The following is a 20058-nucleotide window of genomic DNA, read 5'->3' on the forward strand; positions in this document are numbered from 1 at the left end:
CGGTAGCCGGGTGCTGCGACGCAGACGGGTTTGTCCAGCGTGTGCGTAGTGAAGTAGGCTCAGGGGGTACTCGTGTGCGTACGTTCGCGCGAGTCGCACAGATTCACCAGAACAAAACATCCTGTCCCTACGATTGAACCTGTCCGGAGCAACCCAACAATATGCCAAGTCCCTCCGTCACCTCGCCGCAAGTAGCCATCAACGACATTGGCTCGGCTGAGGATTTTCTGGCCGCCATCGACAAGACCATCAAATACTTCAACGATGGCGACATCGTCGAAGGGACCATCGTCAAGGTCGACCGCGACGAAGTCCTGCTCGACATCGGTTACAAGACCGAAGGCGTCATCCCTTCCCGTGAGCTGTCCATCAAGCACGACGTCGACCCCAATGAGGTTGTGTCCGTCGGCGACGAGGTCGAAGCTCTGGTCCTCACCAAGGAGGACAAGGAAGGCCGCCTGATCCTGTCCAAGAAGCGCGCACAGTACGAGCGCGCCTGGGGCACCATCGAAGAGCTCAAGGAGAAGGACGAGGCCGTCAAGGGCACCGTCATCGAGGTCGTCAAGGGCGGCCTGATCCTCGACATCGGCCTGCGCGGCTTCCTGCCGGCGTCGCTGGTGGAGATGCGTCGCGTCCGCGATCTGCAGCCGTACATCGGCAAGGAGATCGAGGCCAAGATCATCGAGCTGGACAAGAACCGCAACAACGTGGTGCTGTCCCGCCGCGCCTGGCTGGAGCAGACCCAGTCCGAGGTCCGCAGCGAGTTCCTCAACCAGCTCACCAAGGGCGCCATCCGCAAGGGTGTGGTGTCCTCCATCGTCAACTTCGGCGCCTTCGTCGATCTCGGCGGTGTCGACGGCCTGGTGCACGTCTCCGAGCTGTCCTGGAAGCACATCGACCATCCGTCCGAGGTGGTCCAGGTGGGCGACGAGGTCACCGTCGAGGTGCTCGACGTCGACATGGATCGCGAGCGGGTTTCGTTGTCGCTCAAGGCGACTCAGGAAGATCCGTGGCGTCACTTCGCCCGCACGCACGCCATCGGGCAGATCGTGCCGGGCAAGGTCACCAAGCTGGTGCCGTTCGGTGCGTTCGTCCGCGTCGAGGAGGGCATCGAGGGCCTGGTGCACATCTCCGAGCTGGCCGAGCGCCACGTGGAGGTGCCGGATCAGGTGGTCACCGTCGGCGACGACGCGATGGTCAAGGTCATCGACATCGACCTCGATCGGCGCCGGATCTCGCTGAGCCTCAAGCAGGCCAACGAGGACTACACCGACGAGTTCGACCCGTCGAAGTACGGCATGGCCGACAGCTACGACGAGCAGGGGAACTACATCTTCCCCGAGGGCTTCGACGCCGAGACCAACGAGTGGCTCGAGGGCTTCGACAAGCAGCGGCACGAGTGGGAGGCCCGGTACGCCGAGGCCGAGCGTCGCCACAAGATGCACACCGCGCAGATGGAGAAGTTCGCCGCGGCCGAGGCCGAGGAGCTGGCTCGCCCGGTGTCCAACGGCTCGTCCCGCTCGGAGGAGTCGGCCGGTGGTTCGTTGGCCAGCGACGCCCAGCTCGCCGCGCTGCGCGAGAAGCTGGCCGGCAACGCCTAAGGCTGCGATCGACAGTTAGACAACGGAAATCCCCGGCTCCTCGCGAGCCGGGGAGTTCTGCTTTGTCCGGCCCTCTCATGCGGGCATGCGCTTTTGACAATGATTTTCATTATCAAGTTGACTGTGCGGCATGCTGACGCCGAACCGCCTCCTCGCCGCCCTGTCCGTGCCGCTCTTCGTTGCCGGCTGTGGAGCGGGAACACCCGAGCCCACTTCGGCGCCGGAGCCCGCCGCGCAACCGGTCGAGCAGACCGCGCCCTCGCCGCGGCTGGTGCTCAGCTACGACGGCGGTCTGCTGGTCCTTGATGCCGAGAGTCTGCAGCAGGTGGCTGACGTACCGATGCCCGGCTTCGTGCGGCTCAACCCCGCCCACAACGGCCGGCACGTGCTGGTGTCGCAGTCCGACGGCTTCGTGGTCTTCGACACCGGCACCTGGACCGAGGCGCACGGCGACCACGGCCATCACTACACCGCCGAGCCGCGGCTCACCGACACGCGGTTCGGCGGCAGCAAGCCCGGGCACGTGGTCGCCCACGACGGTGTCCTGACCTTGTTCAGCGACGGCACCGGCGCGGTGGAGAAGGTCGATCCCGAGGGCCTGCTCGACGATGCCGGCGGTGTCGAGGCCACGACCGTCACGACCACCGAGCCACACCACGGGGTGGCCGTCGGCCGCGCGGACGGCTCGGTGGTGCTCAGCGTCGGTGACGCCGAATCCCGTTCCGGCATCGAGATTCTCGACAGCGCGGGTCGTCGGATCGCCGGCAACGACCAGTGCCCGGGGCTGCACGGCGCCGCCGAGGCCGCCGAGGGTGTCGTGACCTTCGGCTGTCAGGACGGGATGCTGATCGTGCGGGGCAACGAGATCCGCAAGGTGACCAGTCCGGACCCCTACGGCCGCATCGGAAATCCGGCGGGCAGCCCCGCCTCCCCGGTGGTGCTGGGCGACTACAAGACGGACCCGGAGGCGGACTTGGAACGCCCGCAACAGTTCACCCTGATCGACACCGCAACCGGCCAACTCACCGTGGTGCCGCTCGACGTCAGCTACAGCTTCCGGTCGCTGGATCGCGGACCCGACGGGGAAGCGGTGATCCTGGGTACCGACGGGGCGCTGCACGTGTTCGACCCGGCGACCGCGGCCCGGATCGGACACTTCGCGGCCATCGACGGCTGGACCGAACCGGATCAGTGGCAGTCGCCCATGCCGAACCTGTTCGTGCAGGACGGCATCGCCTACGTCAGCGATCCGGCCGCCCGCCGACTGGTCGCCGTCGATCTCGCGACCGGCGAGCACCTCGCGGAAACCACGCTGAGCCGGCCGACCATCGAGCTGACCGGAGTGCCCGGCTGATCGCCCCGTGCGGCCTGCAAGACTGTCGGGGTGTTGCGTATTGGATTGAGCGGTGGAATCGGGGCCGGGAAGTCAACGGTGTCCGCGACATTCACAGAGTGTGGCGGGATCGTCGTCGACGGGGATGTGATCGCGCGGGAAGTCGTCGAGCCCGGTACCGAGGGGCTGGCGAAGCTGGTCGACGCGTTCGGTCGGGACATCCTGCACGACAGCGGGCCCCAGGCCGGAGCCCTGAACCGCCCCGCGCTGGCCGCCATCGCGTTCAGCGACGATGACAAGCGCGCCACCCTCAACGGCATCGTGCACCCGCTGGTGGCGCACCGCCGCTCGGAGCTGATCGCCGCGGCGGTCGAGGCGCACGAGAGCCCGGTGATCATCGAGGACATCCCGCTGCTGGTGGAATCGCAGATGGCGCCGATGTTCCCGCTGGTGATCATCGTGCACGCCGAGGTCGAGACCAGGGTGGCGCGGCTGATGGAGCACCGCGGCTTCAGTGAGGAGGACGCGCGGGCGCGGATCGCCGCCCAGGCCACCGAGGAGCAGCGCCGCGCGGTCGCCGATGTGTGGTTGGACAACTCCGGTACGGCCGGCGACCTCAAGGAACGCGCCCGCGCGTTGTGGCACGAGCGGATCCTGCCGTTCTCGCACAACCTGCAGCATCGCGAACCGGCGCGCGCCGAGGTGCGGCTGGTGCCGTCGGATCCGTCCTGGCCGGCCCAGGCCGCGCGGATCGTCAACCGGTTGAACACCGCCGGCGGGCATCGGGTGCGCCGCATCGACCACATCGGGTCGACGGCGGTACCCGGGCTGGACGCCAAGGACGTCATCGACATCCAGGTGACCGTCGATTCGTTGGCCACCGCCGACGAACTCACCGAGGGCCTGCTGGCCGCGGGCTACCTGCGCCTCGAGAACATCACGGCCGACGTGCCAAAACCTAACGGCCGCAGCACCGTTGGGGAATTCGACCACACCGACGACGCGTCGCTGTGGCGCAAGCGCTACTTCAAGTCCGCGGACCCGGGCCGGCCCACCAACGTCCACGTCCGAGTGGACGGCTGGCCGAATCAGCAGTTTGCGCTGCTGTTCACCGACTGGATCGCGGCCAACCCGGGCGTGCAGGCCGACTATCTGGCCGCCAAACGCCATGCCCACGAGCGGGGCGGCGGCGACATCGGTGCCTACGCCGAGGCCAAGGAACCCTGGTTCCTCGACGCCTACCGCCGGGCCTGGGAGTGGGCGGACACGACGGGCTGGCGTCCACGCTGATGGCCGCGGATCTGGGCTGGCTGGCGATCGGGCTGATCGCGCTGGTCGTCGGATCCGAGTGGCTGGTCAAGGGCGGCTCGCGGCTGGCGAGCGGCCTCGGGATCTCGCCGATCCTGGTGGGGCTGACGGTGGTGTCGATCGGCACCAGCATGCCCGAACTCGCGGTGGGCCTGCGTGCGGCCGCCAGCGGCAACGGCTCGCTGGCAGTGGGCAACATCGCCGGCACCAACATCGTCAACGTGCTGCTCATCCTCGGCTTGAGCGCCCTCATCCGGCCCCTGTCGCTGCACCTACGCACCCCGAAACTCGACTTGCCGATGATGACGGCGGCCGCGTTGCTGCTGTGGCTGCTGGCCGCCGACGGCACCCTGGCGATGAGCGGCGGCGCGGTGCTGACGGTGGCCGCGCTGCTCTACACGGCGGTGCTCATCGTGTCGGCCCGGCGCGAAAGCCAGAGTGTGCAAGCGGAATTCGCCGACGAGTACGCCACCCCGGTGATCGGGCGCTCCCGCGGGGCGATGGCCCGGGAGCTGGCGTTGCTGCTGGTCGGGATCGTGGTGGTGGTCATCGGCGCCGACTGGCTGGTCGGCGGTGCGGTCGGCGTCGCGCAGACATTCGGGGTCTCGGATGCGTTCATCGGGCTGACGGTGGTGGCGATCGGCACGTCCGCCCCGGAGTTGGCGACGACGTTGGTCGCGACGTTCCGCGGCGAGCGCGACATCGCGATCGGGAACCTGTTGGGCAGCAGCGTGTACAACATCCTGCTGATCCTCGGCCTGACGGTGCTGGGCGCCGGCCGTCCGCTGCACCTCGACCCCGACCTGGTGCGCATCGATATCCCGCTGATGGCACTGGTCGCGCTGGTGTGCATCCCGATATTCCTCACCGGGCGGCGGGTCAGCCGCAGGGAGGGCGGCGCCATGGTGGCCGCCTATCTGGCCTACCTGACGTTCCTCGTGATCTCGCAGACCTGATCAGGCGGCGGGCTCGACCGGGGGCTCGGGCGCGGGCTCGCCGGGGACCTCGTCGATCGGCGGCAGGTCGACCGGTGGCAGGTCGACCGGATTGACCAGCGGGGCACCGCACATCAGCTTGCCGTAGTCCGGCTCGTCGTCGACCGGGGTGAGCCGCGGCTTGATGAACTCGTCGGCCATCGCCACGATGGCGTCGTCGACCAGGATCTCGCAGTGCAGGTTCGCCGAGTACGGCCACTGGATGGAGATCTGCATGCCCGCCAGGTCGGCATCGGAGAGCACGGTCTGCGCCTCGAACGTCCGGCCGGGCAGCATCGTCGGGTCCGCGCTCTGGACCTGCGTGTCGTTGAGCTTGTAGGTGATCAAGGCGCCGCGGGCGACACCGTCGATGCGGGCCCGGTAGGTGACGTTGTACAACTCGGGCTCCGGAGCGCTCTCGCCGGCCGGGATCGGTTCGCTGGGCGTCGGGTCGGGATCCGCCGACGCGGTGGCCGGAACAATCAGCGCGGCCCCGAGGAACAGCAGTGCCGCGGCGGCCACTGTCGGTGCGGGTCGGCTCATAGTTAGCAACACTAGCTCTTATCGCCAAGTGAGTTCCATCCCGTTACCGCGCAGCCAGGCGTGCAGGTCGTGGCCGTGCGCGGCGAGTCCGGCGACCGCGGCGATGGTCCGATGCAGCGCCTGCTCGGCGGTCTCGGGGGAGAGCAGACCAATGTGGTGGGCCTCGAGGAGTTCGTCGATGTCCACCACCTCGGTGCCCACCCCGGTGCGGACCACCAGGTCCACGTAGTGGTCCTCGGTCCGCCACACGGTGCCGTCGACGCTGATCTCGCCGATGTCGAGGTAAAAGTCCTGGTCGCGCTCGTGGCCCGGATTCCAGTGGAAGATGTTGGCGCGTAGCCCCAGCGGCGGCAGCAACCACGACTCGAGGTAATGGAACTGCGCGCGACCCGGGGTCGGCCGCGCCATGTACAGCCCGCCCCAGGGCGCCAGGACGTAGTCGTCCACGGCGCGGACGAACCCCTTGGGGTCCGTGTTGGTCCGGGCGCCGAGATCGAAGACTTCGTGTTTGGGCGGGTGGATGGCCCCAAGCTTAAAGCTGTTGGCGAAACTGTCGGTACCCGCGCCTACCCTGGTCCCATGGCTTTTGCAACCGAGCACCCCGTGCTGGCGCAGTCCGAGTACCGCGCGGTGGAGGACGTGGTCCGCGTCGGCGGTCGGTTCGAGGTGGTCAGCGAGTACGAGCCGGCCGGCGATCAGCCCGCGGCCATCGAGGACCTGGAACGCCGGGTGCGGGCGGGGGAGCGCGACATCGTGCTGCTCGGCGCCACCGGCACCGGTAAGTCGGCGACCACCGCGTGGCTCATCGAGCGGCTGCAGCGGCCCACCCTGGTGATGGCGCCGAACAAGACGCTGGCCGCGCAGCTGGCCAACGAGCTGCGGGAAATGCTGCCGCACAACGCGGTCGAGTACTTCGTCTCCTACTACGACTACTACCAACCCGAGGCGTACATCGCCCAGACCGACACATACATCGAGAAGGACAGCTCGATCAACGACGACGTCGAGCGATTGCGGCACTCGGCGACCTCGAGCCTGCTGTCCCGGCGCGACGTGGTGGTGGTGGCGTCGGTGTCCTGCATCTACGGCCTGGGCACGCCGCAGTCCTACCTGGACCGCTCGGTGGAGTTGAGCGTCGGCGACGAGGTCCCGCGCGACGGACTGTTGCGGCTGCTGGTCGACGTGCAGTACACCCGCAACGACATGGCGTTCACCCGCGGCACGTTCCGGGTCCGCGGCGACACCGTCGAGATCATCCCGTCCTACGAGGAACTCGCGGTGCGCATCGAGTACTTCGGCGACGAGGTCGAGGCGCTCTACTACCTGCACCCGCTGACCGGTGATGTGGTCCGCAAGGTCGATTCGGTGCGGATCTTTCCCGCCACGCACTACGTGGCCGGGCCGGAGCGGATGGCGCAGGCGATCTCGACCATCGAGGCCGAACTCGAGGAACGGCTGGCCCACCTGGAGGGTCAGGGCAAGCTGTTGGAGGCTCAGCGGTTGCGGATGCGCACCAACTACGACATCGAGATGATGCGCCAGGTCGGGTTCTGCTCCGGGATCGAGAACTACTCGCGGCACATCGACGGCCGGCCCGCGGGTTCGGCGCCCGCGACGCTGCTGGACTACTTTCCGGAGGACTTCCTGCTGGTCATCGACGAGTCGCACGTCACGGTGCCGCAGATCGGCGGCATGTACGAGGGCGACATGTCCCGCAAGCGCAACCTGGTCGAGTTCGGTTTCCGGCTGCCGTCCGCCGTCGACAACCGGCCGCTGACCTGGGAGGAGTTCGCGCAGCGGGTCGGTCAGACGGTGTACCTGTCGGCCACCCCGGGCCCTTACGAGTTGGGCCAGGCCGGCGGCGAGGTTGTCGAGCAGGTCATTCGTCCCACGGGTCTGGTGGACCCGGAGGTCATCGTCAAGCCCACCAAGGGCCAGATCGACGACCTGATCGGCGAGATCCGGGCGCGCGCCGACCGCGACGAGCGGGTGCTGGTGACGACGCTGACCAAGAAGATGGCCGAGGACCTCACCGACTACCTGCTGGAGATGAACATCCGCGTGCGCTACCTGCACTCGGAGGTGGACACCCTGCGCCGCGTGGAGTTGCTGCGGCAGCTGCGCCTCGGCGAGTACGACGTGCTGGTCGGCATCAACCTGCTGCGCGAGGGTCTCGACCTGCCCGAGGTGTCGTTGGTGGCCATCCTGGACGCCGACAAGGAGGGCTTCCTGCGGTCCCCGCGCAGCCTGATCCAGACCATCGGCCGCGCGGCGCGCAACGTCTCCGGTGAGGTGCACATGTACGCCGACACCATCACCGACTCGATGAAGGAGGCCATCGACGAGACCGAGCGTCGGCGCGCCAAGCAGATCGCGTACAACGAGGAGCGGGGGATCGACCCGCAGCCGCTGCGCAAGAAGATCGCCGACATCCTCGATCAGGTGTACCGGGAGGCCGACGACAGCGAGACCGTCGAGGTGGGCGGTTCGGGGCGCAACCGGTCCCGGGGTCGGCGCGCGCAGGGCGAACCGGGCCGCGCTGTCAGCGCCGGCATCATCGAGGGCCGCGACACCAGCAACATGCCGCGGGCCGAGCTGGCCGACCTCATCAAGGACCTCACCGACCAGATGATGACCGCGGCGCGGGATCTGCAGTTCGAGCTGGCGGCGCGGATCCGCGACGAGATCCAGGACCTGAAGAAGGAACTGCGCGGCATGGACGCCGCCGGGCTCAAGTAGCTCGGGCCTGATCTCTTAGGTTGGTCCGGTGACCGAACCAGAGCCGACCCTGGCCGGCGGGAGTTGGCGCGAGCTGCTCGGCCGGAAATACCTTGGCGCGTCCGCGGTTCTGGCCGGCGGCGTGTTGTTGTACGCGACCAACGAATTCCTCACCATCAGCCTGCTGCCGAGCGCGGTCGAGGAGATCGGCGGTCAGCGCTACTACGCGTGGGTGATGACGGTCTACCTGGTGGCCTCGGTGGCCGGCGCCACCACGGTCAGCGCCATGTTGGCCCGGTTCGGACCACGGATGGCCTACCTGGGTGCGCTCGCGGTCTTCGCCGGCGGCAGCACCATCTGCGCCGTGGCGCCCAGCATGGAGGTGCTGCTGGGCGGCCGGGTCGTGCAGGGCGCGGCGGGCGGAGTGCTCGCCGGCCTGGGCTATGCGGTGATCAACGCCGCGTTGCCGCGGTCGTTGTGGACCAGGGCGTCGGCGCTGGTGTCCGCGATGTGGGGCGTCGGAACATTCCTCGGCCCCGCCGGTGGCGGACTGTTCGCCCAATTCGGTTCGTGGCGCTGGGCTTTCGGTGCCCTGGTCGTGCTGACCATCGCGATCGCGGTGCTGGTGCCCATCGGGTTGCCCCGGCGCTCACACGATCACGAGGTCGCCGCGACCCGGGTTCCGGTGTGGTCGCTGCTACCGCTGGGTGCGGCCGCGCTGTTGGTGAGCGTGGCGGGACTGCCCCAGCACATCCTGTACACCGCGGTCCTGCTGCTGGCCGGCGCGGCACTGGTCGGGGTGTTCCTGGTGGTGGACCGCCGCACCGAGGATCCGGTGTTGCCGCCCACCGCGTTTCGGCCGGGCCCACTGAAGTGGATCTATCTCACCCTCGGCGTGTTGATGGCGGCCACCATGGTGGTGATGTACGTGCCGCTGTTCGGGCAGCGGCTGGCCTACCTGGCGCCGGCCGCCGCGGGAATCCTCGGGGTGGCCCTGGCGATCGGCTGGACGGTGAGCGAGATCGTCAGCGCCTCGGCCGACCGGCACGTGTTGGTGGCGCGGATAGTGCTCGTCGCGCCGCTGGTGATGGCGGTGGGCCTGGCGGCCTGCGCACTGCTGGTGCGCGACGGGATGCCGACCGGGCTGGTGCTGGTCTGGTCGCTGGCCCTGCTGATCGCCGGCGTGGGGATCGGGATGGCGTGGCCGCACTTGTCGGCCTGGGCGATGACCAGGGTGGACGACCCCGCCGAGGGGCCGGTCGCCGCCGCGGCGATCAACACCGTGCAGTTGATCTGCGGCGCCTTCGGTGCCGGCCTGGCCGGCGTCGTGGTGAACGCCGTCGGCACCGGTGACGCCGTCGCGGCCCGGTGGATGTTCGCGGTGTTCGCCGTCCTTGCGCTGCTCGGTTGCGTGGCGTCCTATCGGGCCGGCCGGCACGGGATCACGGTGAGTTAAACCCTGGGCCCGGGGCCCGCGCTGCTGGCAGTCTCGACGGCAGTGCGGGTGTGGCTGAGAGGCGAGGCACCGGCCTGCAAAGCCGTTCACACGGGTTCGAATCCCGTCACTCGCTCGCATGGAACGACGCTCGAACCGGGCGCCGTCACTCGATCACGTGCAACACCAGCAGCACGAACACCACCAGAAGCAGCACGACCCGCACCGCGTGCAGCCGATCCCACCGGCGCGCGTCGGCGCGCGAAACGTCGGCGGCCCCGGCCCATCGGCCGATCCGGTTGTTGATCGGCACCATCAGGGCGACGGTGATGAGGACGACGACCGCCATCAGCGCCGCGGCCACCGTCACCAGCCAGGCACCGCCCGCCAGCAGCGCCGCGGCGACTAGCGCGAGCAGGGTCGCGATGTACCAGAACGGCATCACCTTGCCCAGCACGCGGCTGCCGTCGCTGCGCGCCTGCGCGAAGGCGTCGTCGGGCAGCCGACCGAACACCGGGTGGGTGAAGACGGCGACGCCGAACTCGACCCCCACCATCGGGCCGGTCAGCAGTAGCGCAACGGCGTCGACGGTGTCTCGCAGCATCACCGCGCCCGCTCAGCCCTTCGGGGGATAGGGATCCCTGCCGTAGGAGTTCTTCTCGCCGATGGTGCCGTCCTGGTTGCGGATGGTGTGCTCGGCGTGGCGGGTCATCGCCATCGCGCGGCCCACCGCGGCCTGTTCGGCCCTGGTCCCGCCGGCGTGCGCGGCCCGGCTGCTGCCCTCCACCTTGCTCTTCCAGACGCCACGTTCGTGGTAGGTCATGATGTCTCCCTTGGCCATGATTGCCTCCTTTGTCGCCTATGGCCGTCGGGATACGCGTACCCACTTTTCCCGAAGGAAACAATCATCCGGTCGTGGCGGCCTCGGAGTCGTCGCTGTCGAGCTGGGACAGTTCCCGGCGCATCCGCACCTTGTTGACGATGCTGAACACGATGACGGCGATCAGCAACGCATACAGCGTGATGGTGATCGGCGTGCTGATCAGCGTCAGCGGGTTGTTCTGGGAGTTGTTCATCGCCTCGCGCAGCGAGGACTCGGCCAGGGGTCCCAGGATCACGGCGATCAGCACCGGCGCCAACGGAATTCCGTAGCGCCGCATGACGAATCCGACGACGCCGAGCAGGATCATGAACACCACGTCGACCATCGCGGCGCTGGCCGCGTACACGCCGAAGCAGGCGAACATCGCGATGCCCGCATACAGGTACTCGCGCGGGATCAGCAGGAGCCGGGCCCACAGCGGTGCGAACGGCAGGTTCAGGATCAGCAGCACCACCATGCCGATGATGAGGCTGGCCATCAGCGCCCAGACGATGTCGGCGTTGCGGGTGAACAACAGCGGCCCGGGCTGCATGCCGTACTGCTGGAAGGCCGCCAGCAGCATCGCCGCGGTGGCCGACGTGGGCAACCCGAGCGCCAGCAGCGCACCCATGGCGGTGCCCGCGGTGGCGTTGCCCGCCGCCTCGGGCGCCGCGACACCCCGGATGGCGCCGCGGCCGAACTGCGGGAACTTGCGGCGGCGGTCGAGCCGCTTCTCGACGCCGTAGGCCAGGAACGTCGGGACCTCCGCGCCGCCGGCCGGGATCACCCCGAACGGAACGCCGAAGGCGGTGCCGCGCAACCACGCCGGCAACGCCTCGCGGTACTCGGCCAGCGACAGATACGGCCGCCCGGTCGACGGGGTGAAGCTGCGGTCGTCGGGGCGCCCGATGCGCGATGCCACGTAGATGACCTCGCCGACGGCCAGCATCGCCACGGTGATCACGACGATGCTCACGCCGTCGAACAGCGCCACGTTGCCGAAGGTGAAGCGCTGCGACCCGCTGACCTGATCGGTGCCGATCATGGCCAGCACCAGGCCGATCAGCAGCGCGGCCAGCCCCTTGAGCACCGAGTCCGACACCACCGCGGAGGTGGCCAGGAAGGCGAACAGGGCCAGGGCGAAGTACTCGCCGGGTCCGAACTTGGTGGCCATGTCCGCCAGGGACGGGGCGAAGAACACCACCAGGATGGTGGCGATCATGCCGCCGATGAACGCGCCCATCGCCGAGGTGGCCAACGCCTGGGCGCCGCGGCCCCGTTTGGCCATCAGGTGCCCCTCGATGGAACCGGCGATCGCGGTGGAGTTGCCGGGCGTGTTCATCAGGATCCCGGCGATCGCGTCGCCGAACAGCCCGCCGAAATAGATGCCGGCGAACATCACCAGCGCGGCCAGCGGGTCGATGGTGAAGGTGATGGGCAACAGCAGCGCGACCGCCATCGCCGAGCCGAGCCCGGGCAGCACACCGACCGCGGTACCGATCAGCGCGCCGACCAGCACGTAGATCAGGTTGACGGGGGTGAGGACGTCGGCGAAGCCGCCGAGCAGGCCAGTCAGTGAATCCATCAGAACATCCCCATCACGCCGGGTGGAAGGTTCAGGCCGAGCAGCCCGGAGAAGATGAGCTGCATGATCGAGGACGCCGCGAGGCCGATCAGCAGATTCTTCACGTACTGCGTGCTGCCCAGGCCGACGGTGACGCCCCAGAACACGATGGCCCCGGCGATGATCCAGCCGGCCGGGATCAGCAGCACCGCGAACACCACGAAGGCGCCGATGGTCAGCCCGGTGGAGCGCCAGTTGCTGGTCAACCGGGCCACGATCTTGCCGTCCTCGTCCCGAATGGGTTCGGCCACTTCGGGATTGCGCAGGATGACCCAGGCCAGCAGCGCCGCGATGAGGAAGCAGAACCCCGCGGTGATCGCGGGAAACGCCTTGGGGCCGAAGATTTCGGAGTCGTCGGCGACCTCCATGCTGCTGATGCCGTAGATCAGGAACAGTCCCAGCGCCACCAGCAGGCCCGGCATGACCAGCGCGCTCTTGCCGGACCAGAAGTATCGGGGCGGGGCGGACTCGGTCTGCGTGTTCGGTTCGTCGGTCGTCATGCCAGCCCCAGATCCTGCAGAATTCCGTTCACCCGCTGCTGCTCCTGGCGCAGGAACTTGCCGAATTCGTCTCCGGTCAGCACGGTTTCATTCCAGCGGTTGCGGTCCACCACGTTCTTCCAGTGCTCGGTGTCGACCATCTCGGTGGTGATCGCGATGAGTTCGTCCTGCGCGGCCCGGTCGATGCCGGCCGGGGCGACCAGGCCGCGCCAGTTCACGATGTCCACCTCCGGGTAGCCGGCTTCGACGGCCGTCGGCACGTCGAGTCCTTCGAGCCGCTCCGGGGCGACGACCATCAGCGCGCGCAGCCGGCCCTCGGTGAGCATGTCGCGAAAGTCGTTGTAGCCACTGATGCCCACGCCCGGCGTGCCCGGGGCCGTGGACAACAGGTTGATGGTCAACTCGCCGCCGCCGGCATAAGCGGCGTACCGCAACTGGCCGGGATCGATACCGGCCTCGCGGGCCAATTGCGCGGCGATCATGTGGTCGACGCCGCCGGCCGATCCACCGCCGATGGGCATCGCCTCGGGGTCGGCCCGCCAGGCCTCGACCAACTCGTCGATGGTCCGGAACGGGGAATCGGCGGGAACGGCGACGACGTCGAAATCCTCGGCGAGCCGGGCGATCGGCGTCAGATCCGACAGGTCGATCTGCGACTCGTTGCGCGCGATCCCGCCGAGCATGACGGTGCCGGTGACCATCATGGTGGTCGGATCACCCTCGAGCCGCGACATCTGGCTGAGGCCGATGGTGCCGGCCGCACCCGGAACGTTGACCACCTGAACGTTGTTGACGATGCCGGCGCTGCGCAGCGCCTGTTGGGATTCGCGCGCCACCAGATCCCATCCGCCGCCGGCGGCCGCCGGGGCGATGAGCGTGAGCTTGGCCCGGGCGTCCGCGCCGGAGCCGCTCTGGTTCGCGTCGATGCCCGCGGCCACCACCAGGACGGCGACACAGGTCACGCCGAGCGCCCAGCGCACTGCCTTGGGGACTTGCATCCGTTCTCCTTTCGCTCTCGCCGGAGCGCCCGAGCCAGGGGGAGGGTCAGCCTCGGCGCGAACCCACCGGGGTGTCCCGAACCAGCAGGGACAGACCCCAACTCACCACCGAGAGCACGATGGCCGCCCAGATCGCGGTCCACCAGAACTGGTCGATGTCGAGTCCCCAATGGGTGGTGTTGCGGGTGATCCACGACGTGATCCACAACATCAACGCGTTGATGACGATGTGAATGAGTCCCAGGGTCAAGATGTAGAGCGGAATGGCCAGCAGTTGAACGATCGGCTTGAGGAAAGCGTTGATGAGCCCGAAGATGGCGGCCACCACCAAAACAATGCCGATTTTCTGCCAGGTATTGCTGCCGCCGACGAAATACACGCCGGGCACCAGCAACGTGACGATCCAGAGTGCGGCCCCCGTCAGCGCGGTGCGCGCCAGGAAAGATCCCATGGCAATGATCTTGGCACGGCCCGGGTCCGGATGTGGGTGTTTGGCGATGTGGACGGCCCGCGTGGCGGGGTCGAAATGCTACTGTCCGGCAATGGGTTTCGACCCACCGCGAGCTGATGGCGGATGGTTGTGAGTTGGGCCATACCCTCGGCGCCGCTGAGTGCGACCGCGCGACGCGCGGCGCGGTGTCGGCAACCTCACCTCGGTGCCCGGCGGCGCCCTTACGCGCTGGTCGCGGGGCAAAATAGCACGTCGAAGCGACGGCTGTGTCGCGAATTGCACCCATCGACGGCTGACGACGGGTTACTGTCTCGTTTGGCGTACTACGAAACCGGTAACACACCGGCTGACAATTTGATTATTGGGAGGGTTTGGATGAGCGGCTACAAGACCGTGGTGGTCGGCACGGACGGCTCCGATTCGTCGCTGCGTGCTGTCGACCGGGCGGGCGCCCTCGCCGCGGGTCCGGACGCGAAGGTGATCATCGCGACCGCGTACTTCCCTTCGCAGGACGACACCCGGGCCTCGGACGTGCTCAAGGACGAGGGCTACAAGACCGCCGGCAACGCCCCGATCTACGCCATCCTGCGGGAGGCCAAGGACCGGGCCAAGGCGGCCGGCGCCACCAACATCGAGGAGAAGGCCATCGTCGGCGCGCCCGTCGACGCGCTGGTCGAACTCTCCGAAGAGGTCAACGCCGACCTGTTGGTCATCGGCAACGTCGGCCTGAGCACGATCGCCGGCCGGTTGTTGGGCTCGGTGCCCGCCAACGTCGCCCGGCGGTCCAAGATCGACGTGCTGATCGTCCACACGACCAGCTAAGAGCTTCGCGACAGAACTACCAGCCGCGCTCGCGCCATTCGCCCAGCTGTGGGCGTTCGGCGCCGAGCGTGGTGTCGTCTCCGTGACCGGGATAGACCACCGTCGAATCCGGATAGACGTCGAACACCCGGGTGCTGACGTCGTCGAGCAGTCGCTCGAAGTCCCCGGGCTGCCAGGTCTTGCCGACCCCGCCCGGGAAAAGGCAGTCCCCGCTGAACAACTGCGGCACCCCGCCGACGGCGTCGCCGGTCAGCGCCAGGGCCACCGAGCCCGGGGTGTGGCCGCGCAGGTGGATCACGGCGAACTCGAGGTTGCCGACGGTGACGGTGTCGCCGTCGGCCAGGGTCCGGTCCGGGACCACGGGCAGCGGTTCGGTGTCGAGTTCATGCGCCGCGGTCGGTGCCCCGGTGGCCTTCGCCACGGCCTCCAGCGCCTGCCAGTGGTCGAAGTGCTGGTGGCTGGTGACGATGAGGGAGACCTTCGGCGCGTGCTCGCCGATGACCTCCAGCAGCGTCTCGGCGTCGTTGGCGGCGTCGATGAGCAGCGTTTCGCCCGTGGCTGAACAGGTGATCAAGTAGGCGTTGTTGTCCATCGGACCCACGGAAACCTTGACAATGGTGGCGCCCGGCAGGTCGCGGCGGGCCCCGCTACCAGGCTCGACATGTCCGGTGTAGGTATCGGCGATGACGGTCATGTGGCCGACGTTACAGGCCGGGTCCCCGGCCGGCGACCGCGTGTCGGTACCGGCGCATAGCATGGATCGCGACCTCGGAAAGTTAGGAGTGGGGCCGGGTGGCTGACCGCTTGATAGTCAAGGGTGCGCGCGAGCACAACCTTCGCAGCATCGACCTTGACCTGCCCCGTGACGCGCTGATCGTGTTCACCGGGTTGTCCGGGTCGGGGAAGTCCTCGCTGGCCTTCGACACGATCTTCGCCGAGGGGCAGCGCCGCTACGTCGAATCGTTGTCGGCCTACGCGCGGCAGTTCCTCGGCCAGATGGACAAGCCGGACGTCGACTTCATCGAGGGGCTGTCCCCGGCGGTGTCGATCGACCAGAAGTCGACCAACCGCAACCCGCGCTCGACGGTGGGCACCATCACCGAGGTGTACGACTACCTGCGGCTGCTGTACGCGCGGGCCGGCACCCCGCACTGCCCGGTCTGCGAGGAGCGCATCGCGCGGCAGACCCCGCAGCAGATCGTGGATCAGGTGCTGGCCATGGACGAGGGGCTGCGGTTCCAGGTGCTGGCCCCGGTGGTGCGGACCCGCAAGGGTGAGTTCGTCGACCTCTTCGAGAAGCTCAACACCCAGGGCTACAGCCGGGTGCGCGTCGACGGCGTGGTGTATCCGCTGACCGAGCCGCCCAAGCTCAAGAAGCAGGAGAAGCACGACATCGAGGTCGTCGTCGACCGGCTGACGGTCAAGGCGAGCGCCAAGCAGCGGCTCACCGACTCGGTGGAGACGGCGCTGAACCTGGCCGACGGCATCGTCGTGCTCGAGTTCGTGGACCGCGACGACGACCATCCGCACCGCGAGCAGCGGTTCTCCGAGAAGCTGGCCTGTCCCAACGGCCACGCGCTGGCCGTCGACGACCTCGAACCGCGGTCGTTCTCGTTCAACTCGCCCTACGGCGCGTGCCCGGAGTGTCTGGGGCTGGGCTTCCGCAAGGAGGTCGACCCCGACCTGGTGGTGCCCGACCCGGAGCTGACGTTGGCCGAGGGCGCGATCGCGCCGTGGTCGATCGGGCAGAGCGCGGAGTACTTCACCCGGATGATGTCGGGCCTCGGGGATGCCCTCGGGTTCGACGTGGACACCCCGTGGAACAAGCTGCCGGCCAAGGCGCGCAAGGCGTTGCTGGAGGGTTCCGATCAGCAGGTGCACGTGCGCTACAAGAACCGGTACGGCCGCACCCGTTCGTACTACGCCGACTTCGAAGGCGTGATGGCCTACCTGCAGCGCCGCATGGAGCAGACCGACTCCGAGCAGACCAAGGAGCGCCTCGAGGGCTTCATGCGCGACATCCCCTGCCCGGAATGCCAGGGCACCCGGCTCAAGCCGGAGATCCTGGCGGTCACCCTGGCCGCGGGGGACCGGGGCGCGAAGTCCATCGCCGAGGTCTGCGCGCTGTCGATCTCGGACTGCTCGGACTTCCTCAACGCGCTGACGCTGGGCCCGCGCGAACAGGCGATCGCCGGGCAGGTCCTCAAGGAGGTCCAGTCGCGGCTGGGCTTCCTGCTCGACGTGGGGCTGGAGTACCTGTCGCTGGAGCGCGCCGCGGGCACCTTGTCCGGCGGTGAGGCCCAGCGCATCCGGCTGGCCACGCAGATCGGCTCGGGTCTGGTGGGCGTGCTCTACGTGCTCGACGAGCCCTCCATCGGCCTGCACCAACGGGACAACCGTCGGCTCATCGAAACCCTCACGCGCCTAAGGGAACTCGGCAACACGCTGATCGTCGTCGAACACGACGAGGACACCATCGCGCATTCCGACTGGGTGGTCGACATCGGCCCGGCCGCCGGCGAGCACGGCGGCACCGTCGTGCACAGCGGGCCCTACGCCGACCTGCTGAAGAATCCGGACTCCATCACCGGCGCCTACCTGGCCGGCCGGTTGAGCATCGAGATCCCCGAGATCCGTCGCCCGGTGGACCGCGCCCGGCAACTGAAGGTGGTCGGCGCGCGGGAACACAACCTCAAGGAGATCGAGGTGCCGTTCCCGCTGGGGGTGCTCACCTCGGTCACCGGCGTGTCCGGGTCGGGGAAGTCGACGCTGGTCAACGACATCCTGGCGGCGGTGCTGGCCAACAAGCTCAACGGGGCCCGCAACGTGCCCGGGCGGCACACCCGCGTCACCGGCCTCGACCACGTCGACAAGCTGGTCCGGGTCGACCAGTCGCCGATCGGGCGCACCCCGCGGTCCAACCCGGCCACCTACACCGGGGTGTTCGACAAGATCCGGACCCTGTTCGCGGCCACCACCGAGGCCAAGGTGCGCGGCTATCAGCCGGGCCGGTTCTCGTTCAACGTCAAAGGTGGCCGCTGCGAGGCGTGTTCGGGCGACGGCACCATCAAGATCGAGATGAACTTCCTGCCCGACGTCTACGTGCCCTGCGAGGTATGCCACGGCGCCCGGTACAACCGGGAGACCCTCGAGGTGCACTACAAGGGCAAGACCATCTCCCAGGTCCTGGACATGTCGATCGAGGACGCCGCGGAGTTCTTCGCACCGATCACCGGCATTCACCGCTACCTCAAGACCCTCGTCGACGTCGGCCTGGGGTACGTGCGGCTCGGTCAGCCGGCGCCGACGCTGTCCGGCGGTGAGGCGCAGCGCGTCAAGCTGGCCGCCGAACTGCAGAAGCGCTCGACCGGCCGCACGGTCTACATCCTCGACGAGCCCACCACGGGCCTGCACTTCGAGGACATCCGCAAGTTGCTCAAGGTCATCAACGGCCTTGTGGACAAGGGGAACTCGGTCATCGTGATCGAACACAACCTGGACGTGATCAAGACCTCGGACTGGATCATCGACATGGGGCCCGAGGGCGGGGCCGGCGGCGGCACCGTGGTGGCGCAGGGCACCCCCGAGGACATCGCCGCGACCCCGGAGAGCTACACCGGGAAGTTCCTCGCCGAGGTGCTGACCGGACGCGCCCCCGCCGCGATCAAGGCCAAGCCCAAGCGCGCGCCCCGCAAGCGCAAGGTCAGCGCCTAACCCGGGCCACCCTTCGACAGCGGCGAGGGGAACCGGGGCTTGACCCGCGTCCCGTCCAGCCACTCCGTCAGTTCGTCGGCCTTGCGCTGCAATGTTTTTCGCGCATCGCGGCTCAGATCGGACACGATCTGCAGGTCCACCCGGCCGCCGTCGTCGTGGCGCCAGCCGCCCACCACCCGCCCGTCGGCCCAGACCGTGGGGCCGGCGTTGCCGTTGCGGTCGAACACCTGATCGCGCAGTCCGTCGAGGTACCAGTCCCGGTCCACCCAGCCCATCGTCGTGACGTCCAGGCCCGGCAGCAACGCGCACCACGGTTCGGCGTCGGGTTCGGGCTCCAGGTCGTCGGGCAGCGCCACGCCGGGGGTCCCGTGCAGATCCACCTGGACCGCCCCGACATCGGCGAGGGTGCGCCGCGCCCAGGTCAGCGTGTTGCCGAACCACCACTTGACGTCCTCGACGGTGGCCGGTCCGAAAGCACGCAGCCAGGTCCGCACCAGTTCGGTGCCGGCGGCGTCGGGGTCGGCGGCCTCGGGTGCGGCCGTGGCGGAGCCGCTCAACCACGCCGCGGTCGGCGCCCACAGGGGGCGGGAGACCGTCCAGCCGCCCCGGTTGGGGCCGCGCACGATCTCGCCGCGCGCCCCGAGCACCGTCAGCACCCGCGGCGACAACGGAGTCGGCCCGCCCCAACGCTTTCCGGGAGCGGGATCCCAATTGCCGGCCAGCTCCGGCAGCGCGGCGCGCAAATCGGCGGCGCCGGTGGGGCCGTGGGCATCGAGGTAGGCCAGCACCGCGGTGCGCGCGGCGGCGAGCCATTCCGCGCCGTCGGCGGCCACCCCGGCCTTCTGCACGTCGGCGATCAGCCGTCGGCTCTCGGCCTCGGCCACGCGGGTGCCGGCCACCGCCTGCACGACGGGCCACCGGTCGGCGGTCACCAGCCACAGCGTGCGGCGCATCGCCAGCTGCTTGACCACCTCGCGTCGCGCATACAGGGCCTCGTCGAGGTCGGTGACCGTGAAGTCCGCGACCCGCGACCACAGCGACAGATACGGGGTGGCGGGGTCGGTCGCGTGCAGGCCCAGCACCGCATCGGTCACCTCGGACAGCGCGGCGGGGTAGGCCAAATGATGCCGGCGCCCGAGCCGGGCGCGCCGCTCGGCGACGGTAAATGTCCGCAC

The 20058-nt window shown here is 68.6% G+C and carries 18 protein-coding genes and 1 tRNA gene; 9 read left to right on the forward strand and 10 right to left on the reverse strand.

Features of this window, described 5'->3' with window-relative positions:
• The first annotated feature begins 161 nt into the window (after positions 1 to 161).
• The 4 genes from rpsA to EL338_RS10165 all read left to right on the forward strand — a co-directional run bounded on the left by rpsA (position 162) and on the right by EL338_RS10165 (position 5198).
• Complete coding sequence (rpsA, locus tag EL338_RS10150; RefSeq protein ID WP_126333645.1) at positions 162 to 1601, forward strand: 30S ribosomal protein S1; 1440 nt, start codon at positions 162 to 164, stop codon at positions 1599 to 1601.
• Between the two features lie 130 nt (positions 1602 to 1731).
• A complete protein-coding gene (gene aztD / locus EL338_RS10155; RefSeq protein WP_258538479.1) occupies positions 1732 to 2955 on the forward strand; it encodes a zinc metallochaperone AztD in 1224 nt (407 codons plus the stop codon).
• Positions 2956 to 2985: 30 nt separating this feature from the next.
• Positions 2986 to 4224: a dephospho-CoA kinase gene (coaE, locus tag EL338_RS10160; protein WP_126333646.1), complete on the forward strand. Its 1239-nt coding sequence runs from the start codon at positions 2986 to 2988 to the stop codon at positions 4222 to 4224.
• Complete coding sequence (locus tag EL338_RS10165) at positions 4224 to 5198, forward strand: calcium/sodium antiporter (protein WP_126336785.1); 975 nt, start codon at positions 4224 to 4226, stop codon at positions 5196 to 5198. The genes coaE and EL338_RS10165 overlap by 1 nt, the downstream gene beginning before the upstream one ends.
• Here the strand turns inward: EL338_RS10165 and EL338_RS10170 are convergent, their stop codons facing one another.
• Together EL338_RS10170 and EL338_RS10175 are read right to left on the reverse strand one after the other, a co-directional pair.
• The gene (locus tag EL338_RS10170; protein WP_126333647.1) at positions 5199 to 5759 is read right to left on the reverse strand and encodes a hypothetical protein; all 561 of its coding nucleotides are present in this window, start codon (positions 5757 to 5759) and stop codon (positions 5199 to 5201) included.
• Between the two features lie 18 nt (positions 5760 to 5777).
• A complete protein-coding gene (locus EL338_RS10175) occupies positions 5778 to 6281 on the reverse strand; it encodes a ribonuclease FAU-1 family protein (protein ID WP_163792341.1) in 504 nt (167 codons plus the stop codon).
• A 57-nt stretch (positions 6282 to 6338) separates the two neighbouring features.
• On the opposite strand from EL338_RS10175, the gene uvrB reads away from it, so the two are divergent.
• The 3 genes from uvrB (at position 6339) to EL338_RS10190 (ending at position 10048) form a co-directional block, all read left to right on the forward strand.
• On the forward strand, positions 6339 to 8498 hold the full coding sequence (gene uvrB / locus EL338_RS10180) for an excinuclease ABC subunit UvrB (protein WP_126333648.1): 2160 nt from the start codon (positions 6339 to 6341) through the stop codon (positions 8496 to 8498).
• Between the two features lie 28 nt (positions 8499 to 8526).
• On the forward strand, positions 8527 to 9933 hold the full coding sequence (locus EL338_RS10185) for an MFS transporter (protein WP_126333649.1): 1407 nt from the start codon (positions 8527 to 8529) through the stop codon (positions 9931 to 9933).
• 44 nt (positions 9934 to 9977) lie between these two features.
• Positions 9978 to 10048 (forward strand) — tRNA-Cys (locus tag EL338_RS10190).
• A 30-nt stretch (positions 10049 to 10078) separates the two neighbouring features.
• Here EL338_RS10190 and EL338_RS10195 read toward each other — a convergent pair.
• The 6 genes from EL338_RS10195 to EL338_RS10220 all read right to left on the reverse strand — a co-directional run bounded on the left by EL338_RS10195 (position 10079) and on the right by EL338_RS10220 (position 14347).
• The gene (locus tag EL338_RS10195; RefSeq protein ID WP_126336787.1) at positions 10079 to 10513 is read right to left on the reverse strand and encodes an anthrone oxygenase family protein; all 435 of its coding nucleotides are present in this window, start codon (positions 10511 to 10513) and stop codon (positions 10079 to 10081) included.
• Between the two features lie 15 nt (positions 10514 to 10528).
• Positions 10529 to 10753, reverse strand: a complete 225-nt coding sequence (locus EL338_RS10200; RefSeq protein WP_126333650.1) for a DUF2188 domain-containing protein — start codon at positions 10751 to 10753, stop codon at positions 10529 to 10531.
• Positions 10754 to 10817: 64 nt separating this feature from the next.
• Positions 10818 to 12359, reverse strand: coding sequence for a tripartite tricarboxylate transporter permease (locus EL338_RS10205; RefSeq protein ID WP_126333651.1), 1542 nt, complete (start codon positions 12357 to 12359; stop codon positions 10818 to 10820).
• Positions 12359 to 12898 carry a tripartite tricarboxylate transporter TctB family protein gene (locus tag EL338_RS10210; RefSeq protein ID WP_126333652.1) on the reverse strand — a complete coding sequence of 180 codons (540 nt, stop codon included), beginning with the start codon at positions 12896 to 12898 and terminating at the stop codon, positions 12359 to 12361. The genes EL338_RS10205 and EL338_RS10210 overlap by 1 nt, the downstream gene beginning before the upstream one ends.
• Positions 12895 to 13896: a Bug family tripartite tricarboxylate transporter substrate binding protein gene (locus EL338_RS10215; RefSeq protein WP_126333653.1), complete on the reverse strand. Its 1002-nt coding sequence runs from the start codon at positions 13894 to 13896 to the stop codon at positions 12895 to 12897. The genes EL338_RS10210 and EL338_RS10215 overlap by 4 nt, the downstream gene beginning before the upstream one ends.
• Positions 13897 to 13942: 46 nt before the next feature.
• The gene (locus EL338_RS10220) at positions 13943 to 14347 is read right to left on the reverse strand and encodes a phage holin family protein (protein WP_126333654.1); all 405 of its coding nucleotides are present in this window, start codon (positions 14345 to 14347) and stop codon (positions 13943 to 13945) included.
• Between the two features lie 375 nt (positions 14348 to 14722).
• On the opposite strand from EL338_RS10220, the gene EL338_RS10225 reads away from it, so the two are divergent.
• Positions 14723 to 15169, forward strand: a complete 447-nt coding sequence (locus tag EL338_RS10225; protein WP_126333655.1) for a universal stress protein — start codon at positions 14723 to 14725, stop codon at positions 15167 to 15169.
• Between the two features lie 16 nt (positions 15170 to 15185).
• Here the strand turns inward: EL338_RS10225 and EL338_RS10230 are convergent, their stop codons facing one another.
• Positions 15186 to 15863: an MBL fold metallo-hydrolase gene (locus EL338_RS10230; RefSeq protein ID WP_126333656.1), complete on the reverse strand. Its 678-nt coding sequence runs from the start codon at positions 15861 to 15863 to the stop codon at positions 15186 to 15188.
• A gap of 98 nt (positions 15864 to 15961) precedes the next feature.
• Between EL338_RS10230 and uvrA the strand changes: the two genes are divergently transcribed.
• Positions 15962 to 18883 carry an excinuclease ABC subunit UvrA gene (gene uvrA, locus EL338_RS10235; RefSeq protein ID WP_126333657.1) on the forward strand — a complete coding sequence of 974 codons (2922 nt, stop codon included), beginning with the start codon at positions 15962 to 15964 and terminating at the stop codon, positions 18881 to 18883.
• Here the strand turns inward: uvrA and EL338_RS10240 are convergent.
• Positions 18880 to 20058, reverse strand: a complete 1179-nt coding sequence (locus EL338_RS10240; protein WP_126333658.1) for a winged helix DNA-binding domain-containing protein — start codon at positions 20056 to 20058, stop codon at positions 18880 to 18882. The two genes, uvrA and EL338_RS10240, sit on opposite strands and share 4 nt — an antisense overlap.

It is taken from the genome of Mycolicibacterium chitae (genome assembly GCF_900637205.1).
Classification (GTDB): Bacteria; Actinomycetota; Actinomycetes; order Mycobacteriales; family Mycobacteriaceae; genus Mycobacterium; species Mycobacterium chitae.